Genomic DNA, 23,866 nt, shown 5'->3' on the forward strand with positions numbered 1-23,866 from the left:
AGCTGCTCGCTATGCGAGCAGCTTTCTTTATTTAAACCCACTTCACAACATCTTCAACAGCAGATCTTGTTTTCGGACGAGGGTCTCTCACTCGGTAGCCGAATGCCACCATCACAGAAATATCAAAGCTTCCGTTTTCCAGAAGCCCTTCTTCTTCAAGAATGCGGTGAATGTGATCATACTGGAAGCCTTCGATCGGGCAGGAATCAACACCAATTTGCGCAGCGGCAGTCATCATGTTGCCAAGCGCGATATAGGTTTGTTTTGATGCCCAGTCAAACAATGTTCTGTCACTTTCAAGCAAATGCAAATCGTTTTTCTGGAATTCTTCTGTTTTGCTTAGATAGCCTTCGTACACGTCTTGAGGCATTTGTTTTACTTCTTTTAAATGACGTTTGATGTAGTCCGCATTATATTTCATATCCTTCGCTGTACGTGCGAGAATCAGGACGAAATGGCTTGCGGTCGGCAGCTGCTTTTGCGCGCCCCATGTGTATTCGCGAAGCTTCTCGCGGAATTCCGGATTTTGGACGACGACAAATTTCCAAGGCTCAAGGCCGAGTGAGCTTGGAGACAGTCTTCCTGTTTCTAAAATAAATTCAAAATCGCTGTCTGACACTTTTTTATTCGGATCAAATTCCTTTGTCGCATGTCTGAAATGGTATGCATCCAAAATTTGTTTCTTTAGATCTGCCATGTTAAACACCTCTCCTTTAGGTTACTCTCATCTCTATTGTAGCCATTATGATAAAAAGTAAAAGTACGCACATTTTTGTTGGATAGTATCAATTTTGATACCAAACAAAAAAGCGCGCTGCCAAAGGCAGGCGCCTCTTTCACTTTCCCCGCCGCGCAAAATCGACAAACCGGAATTTGTCGAGACGGTGTCTGCTTTCCGTATATTGAAACATACTGGTATCCTCCAAAAAGACGTAGTTTCTCACCACAACCATATGGTCATAGCCGCGTAAATCGAGCAGCTCTCTATCCTCGTCCGTACACGGCTCGGCGACAATTTCTTTTTGGGCGTAACTGATCGAAAGACCGAGTTCTCCTTCTATATATTCATATATGGAGTTTTCACAAATTTCTTTCGTCAGGTAAGGGACATGCTTTCTGAAAAAATAATCCTTGTCCAAAATCACATGTTCCCCGTCAATCTTCCTAGACCTGATGACTTCCCAGATGTCGTCATCCGAATTGGCCCGGAGCTGCTTCTGGATCAGCTCTGACGGAGGCTCCAGCCCGAATTTGTGTACAGTTGTTTTCGTTTCTTTGCCGAGCGTTTGCGCGAGCTCCTTGAAGCTGACAAGACCCGAAACGGGAAACTGCATTTTTTCACGGTTGAGAACGATGGAGCCTTTCCCTCTGATTTTCTGAATATAGCCGTTTTGCGCGAGCATATGAAGCGCCTTTCGGACCGTTTCTCTTGATGTATCATACTGTGCGGTCAACTCATGTTCTGACGGAAGAATCTCCTCCGCTTTCCATCGGCCGCCTTCGATTTGCTGTGCGATGTCTTTATAAATTGTGATGAATTTATTCACCTTCATTATGGACCACCCAGCTTAGTTTAACACGGTTTCGTTAAACGATAAACAATGGACTCATACGGGCGGAGCGTCATGTTCTGAAGCCCTTCCCTTGCTTCATCGTTCGTCAACAGCACCTCTGCCTTCCATTCGTCAGGCGCTAAAGAGTCCGGCACTGTAAAGGAAGCCTCTTTCCCGTAAAAATTATTGATCACGAGCAGCTTTTCATTGCGGCCGTGTCTGAGATACGCAAAAATGCTCGGGTCATCCTTTGCGATTAACTCATACGTCCCCTCTGTCACGATGTCATACATTTTGCGAATCTGAATTAATTTTTGATAATGGTAAAACACCGAATTTTGATCCCTCAGCGCCGCTTCAGCATTGATTTCCCGATAGTTGCCGGCAACCGGTATCCATGGTGTGCCCGTTGTAAAACCGCCATTCTCCGTAGCATCCCACTGAACGGGGGTTCTGGAATTGTCACGGGATTTCGCCTGTAAAATCGCTGTGGTCTCTTGATCAGCCATTCCTTTGTCCTTCAAGGCGTGATACATGTTCAGCGATTCAACATCCCGATAGGAGCTGATGTCAGTAAACTTCGGATTCGTCATCCCCAGCTCCTCACCCTGATAAATATAAGGCGTGCCCTGCATCATATGAATGGCCGTAGCAAGCATTTTCGCCGATTTCACCCTATACGCGCCATCATCTCCATATCTTGATACAACGCGCGGCTGATCATGATTGCACCAGAACAGAGCGTTCCATCCCCCTCCTGCGTGCATCCCCGTTTGCCAATCGGATAGGATCTCCTTCAGCTTTAAAAAGTCAAACGGCGCCAAGGCCCATTTTTCGCCGTTTGGATAGTCAACCTTGAGATGATGGAAGCTGAACGTCATGTCTAGTTCCTTATTGGCAGGATTCGTGTATCGGATGCAATGGTCTACCGTCGTTGAAGACATCTCACCGACCGTCATGCTGTCATAATGTGAAAACACCTTTTCGTTCATTTCATGCAGATATTCGTGCACCCGCGGCCCGTCAGTGTAATAGGCACGGCCGTCTTCTCCGGCTTGCGCATCCGGAAAGCGCTGGTCTTTAGAAATCAGGTTAATGACATCAAGCCTGAAGCCGTCTATCCCCTTTTCAAACCAAAAATGCATCATGTCATAGACATGCTTTCTGACCTCTTCATTTTCCCAATTCAAATCAGCCTGCGTCACATCAAACAGATGCAAATAGTATTGTCCCGATGCTTCATCAAACTCCCATGCCGGGCCGCCGAATTTCGATTCCCAGTTCGTCGGAAGAGAACCGTTTTCCCGCGGGCTTTTCCATATATAAAAATCACGGTATGGGCTGTCGATTGAAGAAATCGCCTCGCAAAACCATTTGTGCTCTGTTGACGTATGATTGACGACAAGATCCATGACGACTTTCAAGTCTCTTTTATGCGCTTCGGATAGTAATCTTTCAAAATCCTCCATCGTTCCATATTCAGGATAAATCGAGTAATAATCACGAATATCATACCCATTATCCTGCTGCGGAGAATCATAAATCGGCGTCAGCCAAAGCACATCCACCTGAAGTGTTTTTAAGTAATCGAGCTTTTCGATGATGCCGTTTAGATCACCTACTCCGTTTCCTGTCGTATCGTTAAAGCTTTTCGGATAAATTTGATAAACCACAGCTTTTTTCCACCATGGCGTTTGTTCTGTTTTCATCTGTTTCCACCACCGATTTTTAAATGATAAACGGGAAAAGGGAACGCTAAACACGTCCCGCTCCCCATTGGTTATTTATGTTTGAATCTAGCATACGCGTATGTTCCGGCAAACGGTACGATTAATACAATGGCCATCCCGATAGCAAACGCGCCCCAGTACTGGCTCATGATTGAGAAAATCCCCGGCACGCCGCCGACACCGACGGAGCTGGCCAGCACACCTTGAGAAGAAATATACATTCCGGCCAGCCCAGAGCTGATCATTGCGATGATAAATGGGAATCTGTATCGCAGATTCACCCCAAAGATGGCAGGCTCTGTAATGCCAAGATAAGCAGAAATCCCTGACGTGAGGGAGAGGCCTTTTTGTTTCTCATCCTTCACGATAAACATCATGGCCAGCGCGGCCGAACCTTGGGCGATATTAGAAAGCGCCAGCATCGGCCATAAAAAGGTGCCGCCGAGCTTTGATCCGATGAGCTGCAGGTCAACGGCAAGAAACGTGTGATGCATACCGGTAATCACGAGCGCTGAGTAGAAGCCGCCATATAACAAACCGCCAAGTGCGGCAAAAGAACCGAACACCGAGATAAGTCCTGAAGTCAGCACATTCCCGATCGCAAATGTAACCGGGCCGATCAAAATAAAAGAGGCAAATCCTGTTACGAGAAGCGTAATCGGCGCGACAACGAGAAGCTGTATGCCCTCAGGTGTGCGTTTTGTTAAAAACATCTCAATTTTCGCCAGCATATAAGAAGCAAGCAAAATGGGGAGCACCTGGCCCTGATAGCCGACTTTCTGCACCTCTAGGCCGAATAAATTCCATACCGGGATCTTTCCGCTTTGTTCTGCGGCGCCATACCCCCACGCATTCAGCAAATCAGGATGCACGAGCATAACCCCGAGCACAATGCCAAGAAGCGGATTGCCGCCGAATCGTTTGACGGCAGACCATCCGATTAACGCAGGCAGGAACGTAAAGGCCGTGCCTGCAATCAGGTTAATCATATTAGCAAGATCTGCCCACTGCGGATAGACCTGCACAATCGATTTTGTGCTGAAGAAAATGCCTTCCGCCGTTAAAATGTTATTGATCCCCATTAAAAGACCCGCCGTGACAATCGCAGGCAATATTGGAATGAAGATATCTGCAAGCGTTTTCACAGCACGCTGCAAAGGATTCATATTTTTTTCTGAAGCCTTCTTCACTTCATCCTTAGTTGACTCGCCAATCCCCGTTTCCTTGACCAATTCAGCATATACTTTGTTGACAGTTCCCTGGCCGATGACGACCTGAAACTGTCCGTTTGTCGAGAATGATCCCTTTACCACATCAATTTGATCAAGCGCCTGTTGGTCAACCTTGCTTTCATCTATTAATGCAAAACGCAAACGTGTAACACAATGAGTTGCCGCTGCAATATTTTCAGCACCGCCGACTGCTTCGACAATCTGACGTGCCGATTTGTTCAGTTCCCCCATGCCAACCCCTCCGTATCCGCTTTTATAACTTGTATATACAACTTATGATTATATTGTATTCCTGTATATACATGTAGTCAACACTTTTTTATAGCGCTTTCATCCTAGTTCGGAATATATGAAACAGACAAGGTTACCCTAAAAGTCACAAGCACTTATTGTGACATTAAAAAGCAGGGTAAGCTTCTATGAATAAACGCGACAAAGCGCTTCAGCTCATCAAAGAGCTTGAAGACAATCAGGACAGACCGAACTCTCCCGATTTGAAGGAAAGACATCATATTTAGACAATTTGACTTTGGAAATGGGCTGTGCGGATTTATTGTTTATGAAGAAACATTGAAGAGTTTATAACAGAATCGACCATCAGAGGATCAAGAGGGGGCTTCACTGAAAGCCTCAGGGTATAATGTTCAGCGCGGCGTCTGCCCGCTAGCGATTTCTTTCCCGCCATAAAGCTGAGGCTCTCCGTGAAGAGGGAGTGCGCCTGCCGAAAACCGTTGGCCAGACGGTCAGCATTCTCGGGCGCTTTTGTTATTGGGACAGCTACTGAAGCGAAAATTGTTTCTGCCCCATGGTGATATCGTATCTTAGATCGTTCAGGCCTGAGCATCGCGGCCTTTTGGACTCCGGTCATTACGGTGAAGATCGCCGGTTTACTTTATATTGTGGTGTACGGCCTTTCGTTCTTACACTCAACAATCGACCCGAAAGCCATGTATACATCAACCGGCATGTTCTCAGTCGTATGCAGCTTTTGGTTCTTCTTAACATACAAATCAGCTAATCGACTTTAACAGAATCAAGCCGATCATGAATACAGTGATTTCTCTTTTGCTGCCTTTTCATTTATTGATCGTGAAAAGCAAAGCATTGTTCGGCGCCAAAGCAAAACACTAGGAATTTTTAGCTTCTTTTGTTGGATAAACAGGCTTCTTTTTCGTTTTTCTTATATCTTTCAGGTAGTACTGTTCAGATGTAAAGAATTCGGTGTACAGCGCTTTTACCTTTCTGCTCAATAACAAGAGCGCAATCACATTCGGGACAACAATAAAAACCAATGCTAAGTCCAATACGCCCCAAATGGCTTTTGCTCCGCCTGCGGCACCTATGATAATAGCCGCTAAATAAACGAATTTAATCACATGTCCTGCCAGCCGCCCGAACAAAAATTCAGCTTGCTTTACGCCGTAGAAAATGACAACCATGATGGTCGATACAACAAAGAAGACGAGAGAAACCGAGACGAAATACCCTCCTCCAGAACCGAAATAGTGCTGAAATGCGGCCGTTGTCAGTGCTGCCGGGTCATGTGAGGCGTTCTTCCCCGTCCAGACACCGGATGCAAGGACGATAAAAGCGGTAGTCGTACAGATGATCAAGGTGTCAATGACAATGCCGATCACAGACCAAAACCCTTGCCGCACTGGGTGATCAGTCATAGCTGCCGCGTGTGCAATCGGGGCTGTGCCCATTCCGGCTTCATTAGAATACAGCCCGCGGGCAAATCCCCAGCGAACGGTTTCAGCCAGAGCAGCACCAGCGAATCCTCCAACTGCTGAAGAAGAAGTAAACGCATTTGAAAAGATAAGAGAGAAAAACGCCGGCACTGATGATAGATTCATGAGAACAATCAGGAGACCGGCTCCCGCGTATGCCCCTGCCATAAGAGGCACGACAAACTCTGTTACTTTTCCGATCCGCTTTACTCCTCCGATCACCACTAACCCGATCAAAAACGCTATGCCGATTCCTGCGTATATTTTATTGAAAGAAAACGTCTCGGCAAGCGATACTGAAACCGAATTTCCCTGAACCATAATGCTCGGGATCAGCTCCACAATCAGCGCAACAGAGAAGAATACGCCGAGCCATTTCATGCGCAGCCCTTTTGTTATGTAATACATCGGTCCCCCGACGAATTCACCCTGCTCATTTTTTTCTCTGTAATGAACAGCAAGAACACTCTCAGAAAACTTAATCGCCATAGCAAATAAGGCAATAAGCCACATCCAAAAAACCGCTCCGGGCCCTCCAAACATAATAGCGGCAGGCACACCGACAATGTTCGCCGCACCGATCGTTGAACTGAGGGCCGAGGTCAATGCCTGGAGCGGTGTGACCGTCCCCTCTCCCTTCGGCTTTTTTCCTACGCTGCCGATTGTCTGTTTGAAAATGTATAAAGGATAGCGAAATTGAAAACCTTTCAGCAAAATAGTGAAATACACCCCCGTCCCCGTCAGCAGAATGATTAGCGGCGGCCCCCACAGCCAATCAGATATATGCTCTATCCACTCTAATAGTCGTTCCATCCCATCACCCTTTTTCGTTTATGAGTCATTTCCCATAGATGGAAAAACATAAACCTTTAGACATAGAACTTGGAATATAAAAAGGATGGCTTCTCTCAATCGCCATCCTGCAGACAAGACAAATCAGCTGGAAGAAGGTCTGTTTCGTCCAAGCCGGTCATATACTTTATTCTTATAAAAAGCGGATGCTGGCTTTGAAAACATGTCTTTTTTGTCAACAAGCTTATCAAGCAGCAATTGCTTTTCAGATTTTGTTCTGATTAATTGCTCTCGTTCTTTTTCGTCATAGCACTTTTCGATTAAATGGTCGATGGTCATAAGCTCTTTTTTGAGCGCGCCCTCGTCCTCAGCCATTCCCGCATTTTTCATAATACGGTAGCCCATGCGCAGCGATTCCGGCAAGTGTGCCGCGTCATCTTTCGGCAGCGGCTTTCCCATTCCCGGGAGGTTTTGAAAGTCTCCGTCTTTGATGGCGCGCTTAATTTTATCTTCAGACACAATATGGGAAAAATCCATCCTTCCACCTCTTTTCATCTATTCCGTTTATTTTATCATATAATGATCATTGCACCATTTTATTCCTTTATTTCTAGAAAGATACCTTGTTTTACATTTGGTCATTTCAAAGCGAAACGTTGATTCGACGGCGTTTTTCGCCACTTTCTCCATCATACGATTTTCACTTTTCTAATCTGCTGATTCGTGTTATATTGGATACGTTCGTTTTTTCTATCGTTTCGCTCGAACTGGATCGGAAAAAAGGAGTGTAACAATGAAAACATTTATAAAAGAAAGAGGACTGGCCTTCTTCTTCATCGCGGTCGTCCTGTTATGGATCAAAACGTATGTCGGTTATGTCCTGAACTTCAACTTAGGAATAGACAACACGATACAAAAAATATTGCTTTTTGTGAATCCTCTTAGCTCAAGCTTGTTCTTTCTTGGCTTTGGACTCTTGTTCAAGAAAAAATTACAGCGGACAGCCATTATAGTGATTCATTTTTTAATGTCTTTTTTACTGTACGCAAACATTGTGTACTACAGATTTTTCAATGATTTTATTACAATTCCGGTCATTATGCAGGCTAAAACAAACGGCGGCCAACTCGGTGACAGCGCATTTTCGCTGATGAGACCGACTGACGCCTTTTACTTTATCGATACGATCATCCTGATCATCTTGGCGATCAAAGTGAACAAGCCTGCCGAAACGTCAAGCAAAAAATCGTTCCGAATTATTTTAGCGTCTTCGATTCTTGTGTTCTTGATCAACCTGGCAGTTGCGGAATCAGACCGTCCTGAATTGCTGACAAGATCATTCGACCGGAACTATCTTGTGAAATACTTGGGAACATACAATTTCACAATTTATGACGCTGTACAGAATATCAAGTCCAACAGCCAGCGCGCGCTTGCCGATTCCAGCGACGTGACGGACGTAGAAAACTATATGAAAGCCAATTACGATGTGCCGAATAACGTGTATTTCGGCAAAGCGGAAGGAAAAAACGTCATTTACGTTTCACTTGAATCTTTGCAGTCATTTATCATCGACTATAAAATTGACGGCAAAGAAGTGACACCGTTCTTAAATAAACTGGCACATGATAACGAAACGTTCTACTTTGATAACTTTTTCCACCAAACGGGACAAGGTAAAACATCTGATGCTGAATTTATGATGGAAAACTCTCTGTACCCGCTGGCTCAAGGTTCAGTTTTCGTAAACAAAGCGCAAAACACGCTGCAATCCGTTCCGGCGATTCTGAAGTCTAAGAATTACACATCTGCTACTTTCCACGGGAACACGCAGACGTTCTGGAACCGTAACGAAATGTACAAAGCGGAAGGCATTGATAAATTCTTTGATTCTGCCTACTATGACATGAACGAAGAAAACACGAAAAACTACGGCATGAAAGACAAACCGTTCTTCAAAGAATCAATGCCGCTGCTGGAAAGCCTGCCGCAGCCGTTCTATACGAAGTTCATTACCCTGTCCAACCACTTCCCATTCGGAATGGATGAGGGGGATACAGACTTCCCGGCTGGAGACTTTGGTGACTCTGTCGTCGATAACTACTTCCAGTCAGCCCATTACCTTGATCAGTCCATTGAACAATTCTTCAATGATCTGAAAAAAGACGGGTTATATGATAAATCGGTTATTGTGATGTACGGAGACCACTACGGCATCTCTGAAAACCACAATAAAGCGATGGCGAAAGTGCTTGGCAAAGATGAAATCACTGATTACGACAATGCCCAGCTTCAACGGGTGCCGCTCTTTATCCACGCTGCCGGCGTGAAGGGCGAGAAGGTTCATAAATATGCCGGAGACGTCGACGTGGCTCCTACCATTCTGCATCTGCTCGGAGTGGATACGAAAGACTATCTGATGTCCGGGTCTGATATTTTATCAAAAGAACACCGTGAAGTGATTCCGTTCCGAAACGGAGACTTTATTTCACCGAAGTACACGAAAATATCCGGTAAGTATTACGATACGAAAACCGGCAAAGAACTCGATGAATCCGAAGTCGACAAGTCAGAAGACTCACTCGTCAAGAAGGAACTTGAAATGTCCGATAAAATCATAAACGGAGACCTGCTGCGGTTCTACGAGCCGAAAGGTTTTAAGAAGGTAAACCCTTCTGATTATGATTACACAAAACATGACGAAGATTCTTCCGAAACGTCAAAGGATAACGAAGATAAATAAGAAAAAGCGGAGAGGTTGCCCTCTCCGCTTTTTTATTTGACGGCAGCTCTCAATTCCTCAGCTGCAAATTCCACATTCGGCCCAATAATGACTTGAACCGATTGCCCGCCAGATTTGACAACCCCTTTTGCGCCTGCTTTCTTCAAAAGCGCTTCATCCACCAAAGCGGTATCCTTCACAGTCAATCGCAGCCTTGTGGCGCAATGATCAATGGTTTGAAGATTTTCTTTTCCGCCGAGCCCTTTCAGCATGATGTTTTCATTTACATCCTGAACCGTATTTTCATCCAGCACTTCATCCACATCATCATCTTCCCGTCCCGGCGTTTTTAAATTCAAAGCCTTAATCAGTACATAAAACACGATAAAGTATACTGCCGCATAGCATATACCTACAAAAAGCAGAAGCAGCGGTTTTTCTGCGATTCCGTAGCTGAGCACATAATCGATAGCTCCGGCTGAAAAAGAGAAGCCTGAGCGGATGCCGAGCCAGTTGACGATAAATAAAGATAACCCTGTTAAGATCGCGTGAACAGCGTATAAAAGCGGAGATAAAAACATAAATGCAAACTCAATCGGCTCCGTAATCCCTGTGATAAACGCCGTTAAAGCAAACCCAATCATCATTCCAGCCGTCGCTTTCCGTTTAGACGGCTTCGCAGTCACAACCATAGCCAGACACGCCGCCGGAAGACCGAACATCATGATTGGGAAGAATCCGGTCATATAAGTGCCCGCTGTCGGATCTTTCGCGAAAAAGCGCGCCAGATCCCCTGTCACTCCGTTATATTCTCCGAATTGGAACCAGAAAATATTGTTCAGTACGTGGTGAAGGCCAAGCGGAATTAACAGCCTGTTGAAAAGGCCGAATATGCCTGCCCCGATGCCGCCGAGCCCGAGCATCCACTCTCCAAATGAGTTTATACACGATTGAATCGGCGGCCAGACGACTCCGAATATGCCGGCTAAAATGATCGTAATGATGGCAGTTATAATCGGCACAAGCCGTCTACCGCTGAAAAATCCGAGATATTCTGGCAGCTTTGTATCCTTGAAGCGGTTATAGGTGTAACCAGCAATTAAACCGGCAATAATTCCCCCAAACACCGCCATGTTATTTGTTTTGTCAATTGTCTTTGTCGCCGCGTCAAGCATCAGATACGATATCGCCCCTGATAAACCCGCGGCCCCATTGCTGTCCTTCGAAATGCCAATGGCAATTCCGATCGCGAAAATAAGCGGCAGATGATCAAAAACCGCCGTCCCCGCCTGATAGACAAACGGGATATTAAATACATCCTCTCTGCCAAGCGCAAGGATAATTCCAACCGCAGGCAGAACCGCAATCGGGAGCATAAATGACTTCCCGAGTTTTTGTAAAAATGAAAGCATACCCATCCCCCTCATACCCTTTTTTTTCAAATATACCATATAAGATATCTAGTGATCTATACCAATTTTCCCAAGGTATTTCTTTTTTCCCAGGTCCGTGTGTTTCCTATTTTTAAGATAGTTGTGGTAAGCTTAATCTAGATTATTTAAAAAGAAAGCGGGAATGACAGATGATTGTAACAAACGATCAAGAATTAGAAGGCCTGAAAAAAATCGGAAGAATCGTTGCGCTTGCGCGTGAAGAAATGAAGCGAAAAGCAGAGCCCGGCATGAGCACAAAAGACCTTGACCTTATCGGAAAAGCTGTGCTTGATGAGCATGGCGCCGTTTCAGCTCCTGAGAAGGAATACGATTTTCCAGGTGTGACATGCATCAGCGTAAATGATGAAGTGGCTCACGGCATACCAAGCACTTCCAAGATTTTAAAAGCAGGGGACCTTGTCAACATCGACATCTCTGCTGAATTTGGCGGGTTCTATTCCGACACAGGCATCTCATTTGTACTCGGTGATGGAGAAGAACGCCTTCATAAGCTTTGCCAATGCGCGGAAGACGCTTTTCAAAAGGGCCTTCAGCAGGCAAAAGCAGGCAAGCGCCAAAACCAGATCGGAAGAGCCGTTTATCATGAAGCACGCTCTCAAGGCTTTACCGTCATCAAAACACTGACCGGCCACGGAATCGGCCGCAGCCTGCATGAAGCGCCGAACCACATCATGAACTATTATGACCCGTTTGATAACGCGCTTTTCAAAAACGGCACAGTGATCGCGCTTGAACCGTTTATTTCTACGAAAGCGGAAACGATTGTTGAAGCTGGAGACGGCTGGACGTTCAAGACGCCGGATAAAAGCATGGTTGCCCAAGTTGAACACACGATCGTTATTACAAAAGACGAACCGATTATCCTGACGAAGCTGTAAAACACATTCCGGACTTCCGGCAGGTTTAGCCTCCTCGAATTGCAGGTAAAACAACATTATTCTGCACGAGGAGGACTTGCAATGAACAGAGATCAAGAAAAAATCCAAATTGAAAACGAAATGAACGCGATGCACGGCACAACAAAAGAAGACATTTTAAAAGACTTTGAGGAATTTAAAGACTACTTGAAAAAACAAGTCAATCGAGGCAAAAAGCTGGGATTGGATGACGGCAAGCTGGTGAAAAGCGCCGCGATCCTGGGAGACTACCTCGCAAAGCATGAAGAGCCGCAAAACGGTGAAGAAATGCTGCTGCAAGAGCTTTGGAGCATTGCGGACGAAAATGAGAAAACACATTTGGCACAGCTTCTGGTCAAATTGGTTGATAAACAATAAAACATGAGCCGGGCGATATATGCGCCCGGCTTTCTTGATATTGTCACAGCCCGGCTCTTCCAGATATGCTACACTACTATTATGTCTGTGAAAGGAGCCTCTATCTGCATGTGGTTTATCATTTTTGGCATCATTTTTTTCATTGAAGGCATCTTAATAACCGTTTACGGCGTAAAGAAAAAAAACGGGATGCTCACATATATCGGCATTGTTTTCGCCATTATGACATTTGGCGTTGTTATGCTCAAATTGACCGGCCATTAAATCATATTCGGCTTTTACTCCGCATATACATACAGAAGAACATTCGCATATCTAGTGCGAAAGGCTCAGTTTTCCCCACATCTCTTTTCAGCATCTTTTTATAGATGTTACAATGCCAATCGTTTCGAAATCAGATAGGGAAAGGAGTTTTCTGACATGCATTACGGCAGTAAAGGCTGGTATGTGGCAGAACTAAAAAAGCAGGGGATCACGCACCATGAGGGAAGAAAGCTTCAAAGCTATAAAACCTATTTTCTTGCCAACCTGCTTGAAACAAAGAAAAAACAATCTTAAAGATGTCAAAGCCGCGCACGTTGATGTGCGCGGCTTTTTTTTATTCAACCGGCAGCAGCCTGGCCTTTTTTTTCATAAAGGACGCTCTCCAGCTTTTCGATAGGGCATCCTCACTTAAAATCCGGTCAATGGCAGTGAGATTTTTTGCATCATGGTAGTTGATGCGGTTGGCGAACTGGACGGAGATGCCTTTCTCTCCTCTGGACAGCAATTCAAGCTTGGCGCCTGGTGACACCCTGCCCTCCTCCAGCACGCGAAAATAATACCCTGTATAGCCTGTTTGCTGAACCTTCAGCACCATTTCTTTTACGCCAAACTTTTTCGCCAGCTTTACACACGGCTGGCGCGGCTGGCTGACCTGAACAACAGCTTTATCAAGCTTGAACACATCCCCTATGCAAACTGTCTCCTCAGTCAGGCCCGCGACCGTCAAATTTTCTCCAAATGCGGCGCTTGGCAGCGGTCTTGAGAGGAACTCTTCCCAAAACGGATAATGCTCCGCCGGGTAGACGCAAACAGCCTTATCAGGTCCGCCGTGGTTGACGATGTCCGCCTGTCCGTCTCCTTCAAAATTCTCGCAGTGCAGCATAACGGCGGAATCAGCCGGCCGCTTCATGATGCCGGTTTCGATCTTCTTTCCGTCATATTCAAGCGTCTGCGGTTTTCCCAGATTAAGAGAAAGAACTGTATAGCGCTCTGGTTTCATGCGAACACATCCCCTTTACAGGCTGTAAAATAATTGATTATCATAAAAAGAAAAGGTGGTTTTTACATGCTTCAATACCGAATCATTGTAGACGGCCGGGTTCAGGGTGTGGGCTTTCGCTATTTTGTTCAAATGGAAGCTGATAAGCGAAAACTGGCCGGCTGGGTCAAAAACCGTGATGACGGGCGTGTTGAGATGTTGGCAGAGGGGCCGGAAAACGCCCTGCAATCGTTTCTTGAGGCTGTAAAGAAAGGAAGCCCTTTCTCAAAGGTTACCGACATCTCTGTCACTGAATCCCGCAGACTCGAAGGCCATCATCGATTTTCCATTGTTTACTCATAAGGCTTTTCCTGATAAAAGTAATTCGGCTTAACGATTGAGTTGTCATAGGATCGGTGGAAGATATGAGTGGCGGCGGGTGAGATCGGCGGAATCAGCCACGTCCAATCCCCCGTCAGCTTTCTGCCCGCTTCTTCCTCCTGTTCTTCAAACCGTTTAAACTGGCTTGCGGCTGTATGATGGTCAACGATGCTGACCCCCTGCTTTTTATACGAATGCAGCACAGCCTTATTCAATTCAACAAGCGCTTGATCCTTCCATAAATCCGTATTGTAATCAGCGGCGATGCCGATCACGGACGCTACTTTTTTGAGCTTGTCGTACCGCTTTTCATCTGCGAGGTTTCTCGCTCCGATCTCCGTGCCCATATACCAGCCGTTAAACGGCGCGGCATTATAATGAATGCCGCCAACCTCAAGCTTCATATCAGAAATGATAGGCACGCCGTACCACTTCAGCTCCAAGTCAGAAAACGCATCGATGTCAGGATGTGTGATTGGAACCTCGATCACAAGTGAACGCGGCAGCTCATACCAGACCGGCTGCTCGTCGCCTTTCATGCGAAAAATGAGCGGCAGCAGGTCAAAATCCGTTCGCTCTCCGCGCCAGCCGAGCTCTTCGCAGGCTGCTGTCAGGGAACGGGAAGCCGGGTCGCCGATTCTTTCTCCGTCTGACTCATATCCGGCATACCGGACCAGCTGATGATTCCAGATCTCGACTTGCTTTTCACCCTTCTCTTCCGGAGGGAAAATCGTAATGGTCGGCCTGATTTTCCCGTTATTGGTGGCGGTTTCAATATGGTGAAAGAGGGCGTCACGCACTTCCTCCTTCGTCCGGACGTCTCGTCTGTCGATGACATTCAGCGAATTCCAGAACAACCTGCCGATGCAGCGGTTGCTGTTTCTCCAAGCCATTTTCGCTCCGTGCTCCAGCTCTTCCTTCGTATGTATATAGCTTCCGGTCCGGTCAATTTCACTTTTAATGTCAGCAAGACGGTCTTTCACTTCCTCCTCCTTTCCCAATTCCTGATAGCATGCGGCAATAAACGCTTTCGCTTCATTCCAGAGTATTTCTTTTTCTTCCAACAAACTCTCTCCTTCACTTCACTTCATGCTTTTCATTGTATCGTTTTTAAGCGGCAAGACAATGATTTTTCTGCAACTTCTTGGAAAACAATAAAAAACACCCGCGTAGTGCGGGTGTCAAATAGACGATAAACGGTTTGCCAATTCAGTTAAGTCACGACGAAAGTTTTTGCCGGTCATCGGTATGCCGTGCCCGGTCAATAACGCTTCCGGTTCAAGAGCGGCCAGCTTTAGAATGGACTCCGCGGCCGTCTCTGTGTCAGGCGTAAAATAGGCCGGCGGCCCGTGAAGCTCCTGTTTTTGAATCAAGACGTCAGCCATTTTCTCCTGCTCCACCGTAATAACAGCATCACCTGCCACAAGCACGCGGCCGTCATCGCGGAATAACGAAATATGGCCCGGCGTGTGTCCCGGTGTCGCGATCCACATCCACTCGTCAAGAAATGGAACTGAGCCGTCTTCCGGCAGTTCATGCACATGTGAGGAAATATCGATGGAATGCCGCGGAAACAGCGGCGACAGCTTGGCGACCAGCCCGCTCTTGCTGTCAGGACGAGCTGGAGGATACCCCTCTTTGCCTGTTACATAAGGCATTTCCCTCGAATGGACATAAACAGGTACATCCCAATGCTCAAGAATCTCTTCGATTGCTCCGATATGGTCAAAGTGTCCGTGTGTAAGGATAACCGCCTTCAGCTGAAAACCTTCACCGAATCTTTGCTTGGCTTCATTGACAATCATGCCGGCTGATTGGGGCATGCCGGCATCAATTAAAACAAATGAGTGAGGTTCAGAAGGCAGCTGAATAAAATAGACATTCGCAATTTGCACAGTCAGGCCGTGCACCCCTTTTGCCGCTTCGAACCCCGTTCCGCTTCTGACTGAAGTCAGCGGCATATAAGGATCACCCATAATGACACCTCCGGAATGTTGTATGCCGTTAGTGTGTGTCATTACGCCTGAATTATCATACGGAAATAGAGATCGCACCAATCAATAGAGCGATAGCCGTCATGACGATCACTGCGAGAACCGCCCATTTTAATGCGAATTTTTGGTGGTCGTCAATAGAAACCCCGACAAGCCCGACAAGCAAATGAGTGGATGGCACAAGCGGACTCAGCATATGAATCGGCTGGCCGATAATAGAGGCTCTGGCAATTTCAACTTTATCCACACCATATGCGACAGCTGTTTCTGATAAAATTGGCAGCACCCCGTAGAAATACGCGTCATTCGGCATCAAGAATGTAAAAATGCCGCTTGTTAAGGCCACAATCGCCGGGATCAATCCGCCCATTTGTTCCGGTATCATGGACACGAGCGAGATCGCCATTTCATCAACCATTTTCGTGCCTGTCAAAATCCCCGTGAATACCCCGGCCGCAAAAATCATTGAACCAATAGCCAGCACGTTGCTGGAATGCGCCGCGATGCGCTGTCTCTGATGCTCGAGATTGGGATAATTCACAATCAGTGCAATACAGAACGCAATGACAAACAGAACGGTTAAACTGATTTTACCCGATACTAAACATCCTATTAAAGAAAGCGTCAACAATAAATTGAACCACCAAAGCTTCGGCCGTTTCCACTCATCTTCAACCGCAGCCGCCGGTTCATTGGCATTTGCCGGCTGTTTCAGTTCAATTACACCAAGGCGCTTTCGTTCCGCTTTTCCAAGCACATACGCAACCGCCACCATACAAAGCATCCCGCTTGCAATGACAGGAATCATCGGCCCTGTAAGCTCAGCCGGATCAACCCCCAGCGCGCTCGCCGCCCGCGGCGTCGCGCCACCCCATGGAATCGTGTTCATGATTCCCATGCCGACGCCCGCGATTCCGGCCAGGATAATTGGCCGGATGCCAAGCAGCAAATAGAGCGGAAGCATGGCGCTTGTCGTAATCATATACGTTGTCGAACCGTCGCCGTCCAATGCGACGAGCATCGTCAGAACCGCTGTCCCGACAACAATTTTTAAAGGGTCCCCTTTGACCATGCTTAAAATTTTGCCAACCATTGGATCAAACAGGCCTGCATCAATCATAATTCCAAAATATAAGATCGCAAACATAATCATGACAGCTGTCGGCGCGACTTGCTGAATCCCCGAAATCATCATGTCCCCAACTTCAGTAAATCCAAATCCGGCGATCAGCGCAAACACAATCGGCGTTAAAACCAATGCTGTTAAAACAGAAAGCCGTTTTGTCATGATCAATGCCATAAACACAAGCATCATGAGAAAGCCTAAGATTGCTAACACATCCATTCCCCCTTAAATGAATCCGCTTACATTTTTATCCCTTACTCCCCTTTTGTCTTGCCTTTTTGCCATCGTATGGGAAAACCAACCGCAAGTAAATAATTTGGTTTTTTTGTATTTTTAATTTTTTAAAACCGTTTTGTTCTTTTTGATCATTTTCCGGCATGAAAAAGATCCCGGATGCCGGGATCTTAATTTCCTGTCATTATGCTTTGATAAAAAGCGGATTGCTGTTCAAGAAACCGCTTCGTTTCCCTGCTGTTCAAATAAAAGCTTTCCCAGTCCTGTTCGTTTATTTTCCGCTTCCATTCAGGTGAAGAGGTGACCTTCTTTAGCGCTTGATCCCAGTAAGAAATCTCTTCCTCAGACATATTTTTCGGGCCCAAAATCCCTCTCCAATGAGAAAAAACAAACGGGATTCCCTGCTCCTTCCACGTCGGTACATTTGGAAAACCGGGAAGTCTTTTATCAGATGTTACAGCGGCTAACGTGATATCGCCGTTTCGTTCATATGGTTTCGCTTCAGAAAGGGTCATGGAAGCTGCTTCTATCTCATGTCTGATCAGCGCCTGAATGAGCTGTTCACTGCTGTCATACTGTGAGAATTGAATGTCAAACGGGTCAATGCCGTACATATCTGCCGCTCTGACGAACGAGAGCTGATCATCATTGCCAAACCCCGGGGCAAAGCCGATTCTCACCTTGCCGGGATGCATGTTGATCTCATTCAGCACATCCTTGCCATTTGTTAACGCTGATCCTTTTGGCAATGCAACCGTCTGCCATTCCTTGGAGAGAATGGCGAGCGGCGTAAAATCGGACATTTTTAATTTGCTTTGCCCGAGAAGATCATTGCTCAATATTAGGCTGGACGTCATGCTGATGGTTTGTTTGCTGCTTTTGTTGACATATTTCCAGCCTTTCTCTCCCCCGCCGCCGGATTTATAGACGATATGAACATCATCCTTCACGATCTGCTTCTGCCTCAAAACTGATTGGATCGCCTGCGCTGTGACATCCCAGCCGCCAGAAGGTTCGGCAGGGACGACAATTTCTATCGGCCCGTCCGGCAGGCGCGGCGCAGCCGCCTGCCTGATATCACCCTGCATAAAGATCAATAGAATAATCAATAGGATTATAGATTTTTTCATATCTAATCCGCCGCCAAATAATATTTTCTCTCCGGCCTGCCGATAATCCCGTATTCAAGCTCGGCTCTTGCTTCTTCCTTTGACACAAGGTACTCGGCATAACGGCGGGCAGTTGTTCGTGACGCCCCCATTTTTTCCCCAAGTTCCTCCGCTGTCAATCCTTCTGGCGCAGTCTGAAGCGCTTCCTTAATTTTTCGCAGTGTAATCGAATTAATGCCAGTCGGCAAATCCTCTGCCGGCAAAGCTGTCTTCACACTGTTCCCAAAAATATGGTCGATCATGGATTGGCTGACCTCCGGCTGAGACATGAGCAGCTTCCTTTTTTCTTTATACTGAAGCAACACCTGCCTGAACTTGTCAGCCGTTACGGGTTTGATCAAATAGTGGGCAATTCCCGCCCTTAGCGCTTCCTGCAAATGACGGGTTTCTGTTGCCGCTGTGATAATCATAATGTCCACTTCAGGAAATCGGCTTCGTATATCAGGAATCAACGCGGTCCCAAGCTCGTCCGGCATATAAATATCCAGCAGAAGCAAATCAGCCTTGTGTCCCTTCAAAAGCGCCAATGTCTCTTTTGCGTTAGCCGCCTTGCCGATAATCTTGAATCCATCAAGCTGTTTGATCAATCTCTCATGGATTTGCGCAACTCGAAAATCATCCTCCGCAATCGCGATGTGAATCAAATGGATTCCCCCTTTGTTTCTCCTTTGGTATAAACACAGTGAATACCGCCCCGCCAGTTTTTTGATTCGCCAGTTCGATCCAGCCGCCCAGTTCACGCACTGAGTCTTTCACATTGGCCAGACCGTAGCCTCTCTTCATCCCCTTTGAAGAATAGCCTCTCTCAAACACAGCTTCTATTTTCTCTGGCGGCACACCGGGCCCTGTGTCTGATACTTCAATGACAATGTCATGGCCCATATCCGTGATAAAAAACAAAACTTCCTTCACGCTTTGCTCCGCTACAGCTTCGAAAGCGTTATCAATTAAATTGCCAATAATCGTAATAAGATGGGACAAGCCGATATGCGCAGGAAGAGGCGCGAGTGAGCTGTTCTCATCAATCACCAGCTTGACCTTCTTTTCCGATGCCTTGCTTATTTTCCCTAACAAAATGGCCTGCACCTGCTGCGAATGGATATTATGGAATAAAAGATCATGCTGTTCATTTTGTATCGCATATTCCTCTTTTATCAGATCAATGGCTTCATCATACTCCCCAAGTTCAAGCAGCCCTAAAATCGCATAAAGCTTATTTGAAAATTCATGAGTCTGCGCCCTGAGATCCTCAGAATATTTGCGAACCTCTGTCAATGTGTCGATCAGCTTCTTCAGCTCTGTTTTCTCCCTGAAGCTGACGACAATCCCATATGCCTGCCCGCCTTGATTCATCACTTTCGTATTGATAATAAACACTTGATCGTTGACGCTTACTTCCTGGTTCGGCAGCATTTCTCCTTTTTCAAGCACAGACATCAGCCCTGCTCCCGGCATGACGTCATCTATAGGAAGATGGGTCACAGGCTCGGGCAGCTTCAGCATCTCGGCCGCCGATACGTTCATCATGGTGACGACGCCTTCACGATTGGTGGCAATAATCCCTTCTCGAATCGCGAAAAGCATTGCGTTCCTCTCACGATATAGAGCCGCGATCTCATGCGGTTCAAGCCCAAGCGTATCCTTTCTGATGCTTTTCGCCAGCACGGCGGCGCCAATAAATCCGAGCAGCAGTACAAGCACAGCAATCACACTCAAATTTCTCAAATGCTTTTTGATGCTTTGCTCTGTCTCCGTTTGCAGAAAATCAACAGATACGCTGCCGATCACTTGGCTGTATCCCTTTTGTTCTTTTATAATCGGCGCGCTCCCTCTGATCACTCTTCGTCCATCCGCTTTTGTTTCAGAAACATGCGAACCGCCAAACAAAATTTCTCTGCTGCGCTCCAGTTTCTTTAATCTGCTTTTTCCAGAGGCGCTGCGAATGTCTCCTTTTTCGTCCAAAACATAAATGGCAAACGCGCCGGTCTGTTCTTTCATTTGTTCAATGACCTCTTGCGTCTGAGCCGCATGTCCGTCTTTTCTCTCAATGAGCTCTTTAACCGGCGGCATATAGGAAATGGTTCTCGCCGTTTGAACCGCCAGCTGCTCTGCCTGTCTCCGTTCTCCCTGTGTATGCTGAACGGCTAACGTAATGGTCAGCACACCAATGACAAAGACCAGCAGAGCCGCAATCAGCCCCATTATTTTTGTTTGCAGGGAAAAATGGAACCGCTTTTTCACCACAGCACCAGCCGTCCTTTCTACCTAGATCATACCATTTTTCACAGGGAATTTTCTCATTTTTCAAAATCCGTTTTCTTGCGAAGGAGTGAAAATAAAAAAAAGGCAGACCGCGTCTGCCTTTTTCTTTCTACCATATTCCTAGTACTTTCCACCATAATCCGCCGATCACAAGCCATACGATGATATGAACAATCGACAGGATAAATCCGATGGACCACCATTTGCCTTGCGGGATGTAGCCTGCTCCGAAGAAGACCGGAGCCGCTCCAGAACCGTAGTGAGTCGTTGACCCGAACAGGTTACTGATGAACGCGAGGCTCAGCGCTGCTAAAAGCGGCGGTGCGCCCGCTGCCACGACGACAGCCAAAAATGCTGAATACATCGCACTGATGTGGGCTGTCGCACTTGCAAAGAAATAGTGAGAGTAATAATACACAACAATTAAAATGATAAATGCCACAATCCAAGAGAACCCTGATACGGATGATTTCATGGCATTACTGAACCAAGATACCATGCCTAATTCATTCAAGAAGTTGGCGAGCATGACAAGCGCCGCAAACCAAGTGAGCGTATCCCAAGCGCCCTGTTCTTTCTTGATATCATCCCAAGTCAGAACTTGTGATAATAAGAGAACGGCCAAACCGATCAATGCAGTTGTGGTTGCGTCGATGTTGAAGCTGCCGCCAAAAATCCACAGCACAAGCACCAAAAGAAACACGATAACCATGGAAAGCTCTGATTTTTTGAACGGTCCCATTTCTTTCAGTTTTTCTGTTGCGATTTTCGCCGCATCCGGTGTTTCTTTGATTTCCGGCGGATACAGCTTGTAAATCACAAGCGGCGTGATGATTAAGCTTACAAGTCCCGGCACAATCGCGGCAATTGCCCAGCTTGTCCATGTTAAGTCCACCCCTGCGACATCATGGGCCAGCTTGGCAATCAGCGGGTTCGCCGCCATCGCTGTCAGGAACATAGCAGATGTGATCAGATTCCCCTGAAAACCGGTTTTTAATAAGAATGCACCGATTTTTCTCTCTGTTCCATTTGCCGGGCTTGATCCGAATGTTTCGGATAATGATCTGATAATAGGAAATATAATGCCTCCTGCACGCGCCGTATTACTTGGAATAGCAGGTGAAAGTATTAAATCACTGAACAGCAGTGAATAAGAAAGTCCAAGGGTTTTTTTCCCGAATTTCTGAACGAATACATACGAAATTCTCGCACCGAGCCCGGTTTTGATAAATCCCCGGGAAATAAAGAATGCGATAACGATAAGCCAAATGGTCTTATTCCCGAATCCGCTTAATGTATCCTCAATTGATAGTGTTCCAGTTAGTGCAGTAACCGCCAATGCAAAAATTGCAATTGCACCCATTGGCAAGGGCTTGGAGATAAAGCCGATAATTGTTGCGACAAAAATCGCAAACAAATGCCAAGCTTTAGGTTCAAGTCCGGACGGAGCGGGAATAAACCAGATGATTAGTCCCACAGCGACAGTAATAAGCAATGGAACAAGCTTTACTGCTGACTGTTTTCCTGCGTCTTTTTCTGAAGCCATAAATAGGTCTCCTCCTATATACTTGTTTTCCGATCCCCTTTTCCATTCTACTCCTTAACTAAGTTAATAAACATTTTAATTAATTAAAAAACACAAAGGTTAGCACCCTTTGTGTTTTTCACTTTCTTAATTTAATTTACCCGCACCCGCTTGATTTATAACATTTGATTTCACATTAGCAGAAGCATCAATCGACCCATGCAGAGACGGCGTCCAGCCGACAGAAGAGCTCAGCCCGTTTGCAGCCGATGCGTTGATCTGTGTGCTGTTCAGCAACGTGCCGGAGTCATATAAAGCCGTTCCCCCGCTGAATACGCTGATCGTTTTAGCAGCTGACAGTCCCGGTACGTCAATGACATTGTTTTGGGCATAGATTTTAGATGACTTTCCGATTCCCCATGCATAGCTGAAAGGATAACTTGAAGAGCTTGTGCTTCCTTCATAATAGTTGTTGTATACGTGCACTTGCCCGAAGCGGACTCTCGGCGCGCGCTGGACAATATTTTTATAGCGGTTATGATGGAGCGTAATTTTTAATTTGCCGTCATCGGAGGTTTTGCTGTCACTTGATCCGAAAATGGAGCTTTTATCATGATCGTGATAATAGTTGTAAGACATCGTGATATAGTTAGCGCCGTTGGAAGCATCCGTTTGGCCGTCATGGTGCTGATATTTTCTTCCATAATATTTCGGTGATGTGCTGTCCGGACGCGAACCGTCATTAAATGTACAGTGATCAATCCAGATGTGTGTGCCGCCGTTTATCGTGATGTTGTCGTATTGTGAGTTCCAGTTCCCTGAGCTTCCGTCAGTCGGATCCCATTGCGGAAAATAGTCATAGGCATCCTGGAATTCAATGTTGCGAATAATGACGTTATCACTCTTGATTTGGAAGTTTCCGCCCACGACTTTAGCGTTAGTCCCTGAACCGACGATCGTCGTGTTTGCAGGGATATCCACCATGACCCGTGCTTTTTGGTTTTTCTGAGAGCGTGCTCTCGCTTCTTCTTGTGTTCCCGACGGCTCTTTTTTGCCCCATGTGCTAGGATCATAGGCTTTCAAATATTTGTCCAAATCATACTCCGGATCTTTATAGTCATTTAGGCCAAGCGGCTTCAGATTATCATCCACGTTCATGTCAATCGTTCCCTTGATATAAATGATTTTTGGCGTTGTGTTCGTTTCCTTCCCTAATGCCGAGACAAGCTGGTTTCTGTTGCTGACGGTATACACATTTGAGGACGATGCTTTTGATCCGCCTGTCGTGCCGGTCGAGTACGCGCCCCAGCCATCATTGGATCCCAACGTCTGGTGGCCTAAATCAGCTGCGTTCGCGCCAGCTGGAGTCAATCCTAAAAACAGAGCCGTAGCTAACATCACTTTTTTCATCCACTATGTACCCCCATTTTCTATTTTGTGAGATT

Annotated in this window: 24 protein-coding genes and 3 pseudogenes; 9 read left to right on the top strand and 18 right to left on the bottom strand. The window is 46.2% G+C overall.

From position 1 onward, the window contains the following. Positions 1–31: 31 nt before the first annotated feature. The 4 genes from BFW96_RS15955 to treP all read right to left on the bottom strand — a co-directional run bounded on the left by BFW96_RS15955 (position 32) and on the right by treP (position 4,746). Complete coding sequence (locus BFW96_RS15955; RefSeq protein WP_014663198.1) at positions 32–697, bottom strand: NAD(P)H-dependent oxidoreductase; 666 nt, start codon at positions 695–697, stop codon at positions 32–34. A gap of 139 nt (positions 698–836) precedes the next feature. After that, a complete protein-coding gene (gene treR / locus BFW96_RS15960; protein WP_069839979.1) occupies positions 837–1,553 on the bottom strand; it encodes a trehalose operon repressor in 717 nt (238 codons plus the stop codon). A gap of 20 nt (positions 1,554–1,573) precedes the next feature. Then, positions 1,574–3,262 carry an alpha,alpha-phosphotrehalase gene (gene treC, locus BFW96_RS15965; RefSeq protein WP_069839980.1) on the bottom strand — a complete coding sequence of 563 codons (1,689 nt, stop codon included), beginning with the start codon at positions 3,260–3,262 and terminating at the stop codon, positions 1,574–1,576. Positions 3,263–3,333: 71 nt separating this feature from the next. Further along, a complete protein-coding gene (gene treP, locus BFW96_RS15970; RefSeq protein ID WP_069839981.1) occupies positions 3,334–4,746 on the bottom strand; it encodes a PTS system trehalose-specific EIIBC component in 1,413 nt (470 codons plus the stop codon). Between the two features lie 188 nt (positions 4,747–4,934). On the opposite strand from treP, the pseudogene BFW96_RS22120 reads away from it, so the two are divergent. From BFW96_RS22120 to BFW96_RS21255, 3 pseudogenes are all read left to right on the top strand, one after another. Next, positions 4,935–5,082: pseudogene (locus tag BFW96_RS22120) on the top strand (hypothetical protein); the annotation flags it as partial. A gap of 124 nt (positions 5,083–5,206) precedes the next feature. Next, positions 5,207–5,321: pseudogene (locus tag BFW96_RS22125) on the top strand (spore germination protein); the annotation flags it as partial. A 15-nt stretch (positions 5,322–5,336) separates the two neighbouring features. Next, positions 5,337–5,646, top strand: a pseudogene (locus BFW96_RS21255) (endospore germination permease); the annotation flags it as partial. Here the strand turns inward: BFW96_RS21255 and BFW96_RS15980 are convergent. The 3 genes from BFW96_RS15980 to BFW96_RS21260 all read right to left on the bottom strand — a co-directional run bounded on the left by BFW96_RS15980 (position 5,643) and on the right by BFW96_RS21260 (position 7,730). Further along, entirely contained in the window at positions 5,643–7,058 is a 1,416-nt protein-coding gene (locus BFW96_RS15980) for an alanine/glycine:cation symporter family protein (RefSeq protein WP_069839983.1), read from the bottom strand. The pseudogene BFW96_RS21255 and the gene BFW96_RS15980 overlap by 4 nt on opposite strands. 123 nt (positions 7,059–7,181) lie before the next feature. Then, complete coding sequence (locus BFW96_RS15985; protein ID WP_069149167.1) at positions 7,182–7,574, bottom strand: DnaJ family domain-containing protein; 393 nt, start codon at positions 7,572–7,574, stop codon at positions 7,182–7,184. 27 nt (positions 7,575–7,601) lie between these two features. Continuing rightward, entirely contained in the window at positions 7,602–7,730 is a 129-nt protein-coding gene (locus tag BFW96_RS21260; protein WP_083252907.1) for a hypothetical protein, read from the bottom strand. Between the two features lie 100 nt (positions 7,731–7,830). Here BFW96_RS21260 and ltaS point away from each other — a divergent pair, with 100 nt between their 5' ends. Next, entirely contained in the window at positions 7,831–9,780 is a 1,950-nt protein-coding gene (gene ltaS, locus BFW96_RS15990) for a lipoteichoic acid synthase (RefSeq protein WP_069839984.1), read from the top strand. A 32-nt stretch (positions 9,781–9,812) separates the two neighbouring features. Here ltaS and nagE read toward each other — a convergent pair whose 3' ends face one another. Next, positions 9,813–11,171: an N-acetylglucosamine-specific PTS transporter subunit IIBC gene (gene nagE / locus BFW96_RS15995; protein WP_014663190.1), complete on the bottom strand. Its 1,359-nt coding sequence runs from the start codon at positions 11,169–11,171 to the stop codon at positions 9,813–9,815. A gap of 170 nt (positions 11,172–11,341) precedes the next feature. On the opposite strand from nagE, the gene map reads away from it, so the two are divergent. The 4 genes from map (at position 11,342) to BFW96_RS16015 (ending at position 13,045) form a co-directional block, all read left to right on the top strand. Beyond that, positions 11,342–12,091 (top strand): type I methionyl aminopeptidase, encoded by a 750-nt coding sequence (gene map, locus BFW96_RS16000; protein ID WP_064813858.1) that lies wholly within the window; start codon positions 11,342–11,344, stop codon positions 12,089–12,091. An 81-nt stretch (positions 12,092–12,172) separates the two neighbouring features. Beyond that, positions 12,173–12,487 (top strand): DUF3243 domain-containing protein, encoded by a 315-nt coding sequence (locus BFW96_RS16005; protein ID WP_014663189.1) that lies wholly within the window; start codon positions 12,173–12,175, stop codon positions 12,485–12,487. A 108-nt stretch (positions 12,488–12,595) separates the two neighbouring features. Next, positions 12,596–12,751: a hypothetical protein gene (locus tag BFW96_RS16010; protein WP_014663188.1), complete on the top strand. Its 156-nt coding sequence runs from the start codon at positions 12,596–12,598 to the stop codon at positions 12,749–12,751. Between the two features lie 156 nt (positions 12,752–12,907). Beyond that, positions 12,908–13,045 (top strand): YflJ family protein, encoded by a 138-nt coding sequence (locus tag BFW96_RS16015; RefSeq protein WP_003239885.1) that lies wholly within the window; start codon positions 12,908–12,910, stop codon positions 13,043–13,045. Between the two features lie 40 nt (positions 13,046–13,085). On the opposite strand, the gene BFW96_RS16020 is transcribed toward BFW96_RS16015, so the two are convergent. Further along, positions 13,086–13,751 (bottom strand): MOSC domain-containing protein, encoded by a 666-nt coding sequence (locus tag BFW96_RS16020; protein WP_069839985.1) that lies wholly within the window; start codon positions 13,749–13,751, stop codon positions 13,086–13,088. Positions 13,752–13,817: 66 nt separating this feature from the next. On the opposite strand from BFW96_RS16020, the gene BFW96_RS16025 reads away from it, so the two are divergent. After that, positions 13,818–14,093 (top strand): acylphosphatase, encoded by a 276-nt coding sequence (locus BFW96_RS16025; RefSeq protein ID WP_040083751.1) that lies wholly within the window; start codon positions 13,818–13,820, stop codon positions 14,091–14,093. Here BFW96_RS16025 and nosA read toward each other — a convergent pair. From nosA to BFW96_RS16070, 9 genes are all read right to left on the bottom strand, one after another. Then, positions 14,084–15,175: a nitric oxide synthase gene (nosA, locus tag BFW96_RS16030; protein ID WP_069839986.1), complete on the bottom strand. Its 1,092-nt coding sequence runs from the start codon at positions 15,173–15,175 to the stop codon at positions 14,084–14,086. The genes BFW96_RS16025 and nosA overlap by 10 nt on opposite strands. Positions 15,176–15,292: 117 nt before the next feature. Further along, complete coding sequence (locus tag BFW96_RS16035) at positions 15,293–16,087, bottom strand: MBL fold metallo-hydrolase (RefSeq protein ID WP_069839987.1); 795 nt, start codon at positions 16,085–16,087, stop codon at positions 15,293–15,295. Between the two features lie 55 nt (positions 16,088–16,142). Continuing rightward, the gene (citM, locus tag BFW96_RS16040) at positions 16,143–17,444 is read right to left on the bottom strand and encodes an Mg(2+)/citrate complex secondary transporter CitM (RefSeq protein ID WP_069149163.1); all 1,302 of its coding nucleotides are present in this window, start codon (positions 17,442–17,444) and stop codon (positions 16,143–16,145) included. 34 nt (positions 17,445–17,478) lie between these two features. Further along, complete coding sequence (locus BFW96_RS22025; RefSeq protein WP_052438176.1) at positions 17,479–17,610, bottom strand: hypothetical protein; 132 nt, start codon at positions 17,608–17,610, stop codon at positions 17,479–17,481. A 25-nt stretch (positions 17,611–17,635) separates the two neighbouring features. Continuing rightward, entirely contained in the window at positions 17,636–18,595 is a 960-nt protein-coding gene (locus BFW96_RS16050) for a tripartite tricarboxylate transporter substrate binding protein (RefSeq protein WP_069839988.1), read from the bottom strand. Positions 18,596–18,597: 2 nt separating this feature from the next. Further along, positions 18,598–19,278, bottom strand: coding sequence for a two-component response regulator CitT (gene citT, locus BFW96_RS16055; protein ID WP_069839989.1), 681 nt, complete (start codon positions 19,276–19,278; stop codon positions 18,598–18,600). Next, positions 19,250–20,878, bottom strand: a complete 1,629-nt coding sequence (yflR, locus tag BFW96_RS16060; RefSeq protein ID WP_069839990.1) for a two-component sensor histidine kinase CitS — start codon at positions 20,876–20,878, stop codon at positions 19,250–19,252. The genes citT and yflR overlap by 29 nt, the downstream gene beginning before the upstream one ends. Positions 20,879–21,005: 127 nt before the next feature. Further along, positions 21,006–22,442, bottom strand: coding sequence for an anion permease (locus tag BFW96_RS16065; RefSeq protein WP_003233725.1), 1,437 nt, complete (start codon positions 22,440–22,442; stop codon positions 21,006–21,008). Between the two features lie 126 nt (positions 22,443–22,568). Next, positions 22,569–23,831 carry a pectate lyase gene (locus BFW96_RS16070; protein ID WP_069839991.1) on the bottom strand — a complete coding sequence of 421 codons (1,263 nt, stop codon included), beginning with the start codon at positions 23,829–23,831 and terminating at the stop codon, positions 22,569–22,571. Between the last annotated feature and the right edge of the window lie 35 nt (positions 23,832–23,866).

It is taken from the genome of Bacillus sp. F56 (assembly GCF_001748205.1).
Classification (GTDB): Bacteria; Bacillota; Bacilli; order Bacillales; family Bacillaceae; genus Bacillus; species Bacillus stercoris.

Coding starts and splice junctions, on each gene's coding strand:
- BFW96_RS15955 (WP_014663198.1), bottom strand. CDS start 697: ATGGCAGATCTAAAGAAACAAATTTTGGATGCATACCATTTCAGACAT.
- treR (WP_069839979.1), bottom strand. CDS start 1,553: ATGAAGGTGAATAAATTCATCACAATTTATAAAGACATCGCACAGCAA.
- treC (WP_069839980.1), bottom strand. CDS start 3,262: ATGAAAACAGAACAAACGCCATGGTGGAAAAAAGCTGTGGTTTATCAA.
- treP (WP_069839981.1), bottom strand. CDS start 4,746: ATGGGGGAACTGAACAAATCGGCACGTCAGATTGTCGAAGCAGTCGGC.
- BFW96_RS15980 (WP_069839983.1), bottom strand. CDS start 7,058: ATGGAACGACTATTAGAGTGGATAGAGCATATATCTGATTGGCTGTGG.
- BFW96_RS15985 (WP_069149167.1), bottom strand. CDS start 7,574: ATGGATTTTTCCCATATTGTGTCTGAAGATAAAATTAAGCGCGCCATC.
- BFW96_RS21260 (WP_083252907.1), bottom strand. CDS start 7,730: ATGATGGAGAAAGTGGCGAAAAACGCCGTCGAATCAACGTTTCGCTTT.
- ltaS (WP_069839984.1), top strand. CDS start 7,831: ATGAAAACATTTATAAAAGAAAGAGGACTGGCCTTCTTCTTCATCGCG.
- nagE (WP_014663190.1), bottom strand. CDS start 11,171: ATGCTTTCATTTTTACAAAAACTCGGGAAGTCATTTATGCTCCCGATT.
- map (WP_064813858.1), top strand. CDS start 11,342: ATGATTGTAACAAACGATCAAGAATTAGAAGGCCTGAAAAAAATCGGA.
- BFW96_RS16005 (WP_014663189.1), top strand. CDS start 12,173: ATGAACAGAGATCAAGAAAAAATCCAAATTGAAAACGAAATGAACGCG.
- BFW96_RS16010 (WP_014663188.1), top strand. CDS start 12,596: ATGTGGTTTATCATTTTTGGCATCATTTTTTTCATTGAAGGCATCTTA.
- BFW96_RS16015 (WP_003239885.1), top strand. CDS start 12,908: ATGCATTACGGCAGTAAAGGCTGGTATGTGGCAGAACTAAAAAAGCAG.
- BFW96_RS16020 (WP_069839985.1), bottom strand. CDS start 13,751: ATGAAACCAGAGCGCTATACAGTTCTTTCTCTTAATCTGGGAAAACCG.
- BFW96_RS16025 (WP_040083751.1), top strand. CDS start 13,818: ATGCTTCAATACCGAATCATTGTAGACGGCCGGGTTCAGGGTGTGGGC.
- BFW96_RS16035 (WP_069839987.1), bottom strand. CDS start 16,087: ATGGGTGATCCTTATATGCCGCTGACTTCAGTCAGAAGCGGAACGGGG.
- BFW96_RS22025 (WP_052438176.1), bottom strand. CDS start 17,610: ATGCCGGAAAATGATCAAAAAGAACAAAACGGTTTTAAAAAATTAAAA.
- BFW96_RS16050 (WP_069839988.1), bottom strand. CDS start 18,595: ATGAAAAAATCTATAATCCTATTGATTATTCTATTGATCTTTATGCAG.
- BFW96_RS16065 (WP_003233725.1), bottom strand. CDS start 22,442: ATGGCTTCAGAAAAAGACGCAGGAAAACAGTCAGCAGTAAAGCTTGTT.
- BFW96_RS16070 (WP_069839991.1), bottom strand. CDS start 23,831: ATGAAAAAAGTGATGTTAGCTACGGCTCTGTTTTTAGGATTGACTCCA.